This window comes from Pseudomonas sp. AIG, assembly GCF_977020205.1.
The window spans coordinates 1-2,595 of the sequence record NZ_CDROCK010000117.1 but is presented as its reverse complement, the minus strand read 5'-3'; the positions used below and the strand labels follow the sequence as shown (position 1 = coordinate 2,595).

The 2,595-nt window shown below is 59.1% G+C and carries 2 protein-coding genes; one reads left to right on the top strand and one right to left on the bottom strand.

Annotated elements, in window-relative coordinates; translation table 11 throughout:
• Positions 1 to 436 precede the first annotated feature (436 nt).
• A complete protein-coding gene (locus ACWR1S_RS30755; RefSeq protein WP_016986536.1) occupies positions 437 to 1,195 on the top strand; it encodes a hypothetical protein in 759 nt (252 codons plus the stop codon).
• A 602-nt stretch (positions 1,196 to 1,797) separates the two neighbouring features.
• Here the strand turns inward: ACWR1S_RS30755 and ACWR1S_RS30750 are convergent.
• Positions 1,798 to 2,595 (bottom strand): methyl-accepting chemotaxis protein (locus ACWR1S_RS30750; RefSeq protein WP_454566129.1); only part of this gene is annotated, 798 nt, incomplete at its 5' end.

The following is a 2,595-nucleotide window of genomic DNA, read 5'->3' as shown; positions in this document are numbered from 1 at the left end:
CCCTGTTACCGCCGTGAAAGGGCGGTGTCCTAGGCCACTAGACGAAGGGGACACACTACAACATTCACTCCCTGCCGCGCTTCGCTGTGTGCTTTACGCTGCAAGTGGCGCGCATTCTATGGATGGATTGGAAGGTCGTCAACCCCTTGATATAAATTTATTTAAATCAATGACTTCGACCCGCTTTACGGCGGCAACCAGGCTTTTCCGTCGCCCGACCATTGACGCCTATATTCTGCCACTCGCCAAGACGTTATAGTCCACCGCACAGTGATGGCAATATGCACCCGCAGCGCCAGCATTCATATAAGCAGCGTGCGGCCGATACAGATTGAACCTGCCGATCCAACTCGTCGAGCGGCGCTAGGCGGCTAAATGCCCAGCCACTACACTCGCATGCGAACCCTATAAAGAGGTCTTACCGGTGACACCACTCATGATCACCCTGCTAGTCATAGCCGGGATCGCAATTCTGATCGCCATTGGCTACATGAACCATGTGGTGGAAAATAACAAACTGGAGAAGGCCCGTACCAAGGTCGAACTGAACGACCGCCTGCGCCGCTGCGGCGAATTGACCGAGACCTTCCCGGGCCAGTTCATGACCCCGGCCCTCAAGCTGCTGCTGACGCGCCTGGAACTGAACGTCTGCCAGCGCCTGCTGAACCTGGAAAAAACCAGCGCCACCACCAAAGCGCGCATCACCGAACTGAGCGCTCTGGTTGCCCAAGGCGAGTCGATCCCGGTGAACAACCCACCGGCACCGATCCTGACCGAAGCCAAAGCCAAAGACGTGCGCTTCCTGCTCGAAGCCCTCCACGGCCAAATCACCCGCGCCGCCCACGACGGCTTCCTGCCGCCGAACGAAGCCAAACACTGGATCCGCGAAGTCCGCCACATTCTGGTGTTGCTGCACATCGAATTCTTCAACAACCTCGGCCAACAGTCCCTGCAACAAAACCAGCCAGGCCAGGCCCGCCTCGCCTTCGAACGCGGCGTGCAATACCTGCGCAAACAGCAGGACCCACAGATGTATGCAGAACAACTGCAATACCTGGAAAAACTGCTGGCCCGCGCCAATGCCCAGGTCATGGACAAAATTGCACCGGTTGAAGGTGAAGAGAACCAACTGACTGCCGGCCTAAAAGATGTCGAGGCCGATGCGGACTGGAAGAAGAAAGTGATTTACGACTGATTGCAGATGTTGAAAGAGAAGCCACCGAGAGGTGGCTTTTTTTGTGGGCTCGCGGGAGTGACCCGATAGAAAACCGGTGAATGTGAGGACGCCTTCGCGAGCAAGCTCGCTCCCACAATGGGATTGAGTACATCTGACAGGGATTGGTCGGCTGTCAGGCCGCCTTCGCGAGCAGGCTCGCTCCCACAGAAAAGCAAAAGCAAAACAGCGCCCACCTCGCACCGCGTCGCTTCTCACCACTCAACAGGATGAGCGTTAGCTCGGCTGCAGCTCTTGATCTGAAAGCCCGTCGGCAGGCTGAGTGGAGGGATTGATCCGGGGGTGGGAGCGCAGCGACCGTTCGACGAAGTCGAACACATCGAGAGGAGGTGCAGCGAAGCAAACCGTAGGCGATGCCCCCGGATCAATCACGGAGCGAAGGAACCCCGAGCCCCAGCGAGCGGGCCGAACGTCAGGGCGCAGACCTTTTGGTTACTTTTGGGGCGTTTGCCAAAAGTGACCCGCTGTAAGAGCGGAACCGCCAGCAGCAGCACCCGAAAAAACGGATATATCCCCAACCCCCCAAGAGCATGGCCGGCCCAAAGGCCGCCAAGCCCAAAGCGTCAAAGCCGAAAATGCCCAACCATCCCGCGCAATTCACTCCCCAACTGCGCCAGCTCAACACTCGAAGCCGCATTCCCGCGCATCGCGATCGACGACTGATCCGCACTCGCACGAATACTCGTCACACTGCGATTGATCTCCTCCGCCACCGAACTCTGCTCCTCGGCCGCCGCCGCGATCTGCTGATTCATCTGCTGAATCAACGACACCGCCGCCGCAATACTCCCCAGCGCACTCTCGGTCTGCAACGCATCACTGACCGCCAGCTTCACCAACTCCCCGCTGCTCTGAATCTGCTGCACCGACGAATGCGCCGCCGAGCGCAACGCACTGACCAGCCGTTCAATTTCCTCAGTCGATTGTTGCGTGCGCCGAGCCAGCGCACGCACCTCATCGGCCACCACCGCAAAGCCCCTGCCCTGCTCGCCGGCCCGCGCCGCCTCGATCGCAGCATTCAACGCCAACAGGTTGGTCTGCTCGGCAACGCTTTTGATCACCCCCAGCACCGTGCCGATATTCTGGATTTCAGCACTGAGGCTTTCGATGCTGGAACTGGCCGATGTCGCCGAATCGGCCAATTGCTCGATCCGCGCCATGCTCTGACGCACCACCTGCTGACCGCTCTCGACCTTGTCATCCGCCGTTTGCGCGGCCTGCGCAGCCTCTTCAGCATTGCGCGCAACGTCATGCACGGTGGCGGTCATCTGGTTCATCGCCGTGGCGACCTGCTCGGTTTCCTCCTTCTGGCTGCTGACCTCAAGGTTGGTCTGTTCAGTCACCGCCGACAACGATTGCGC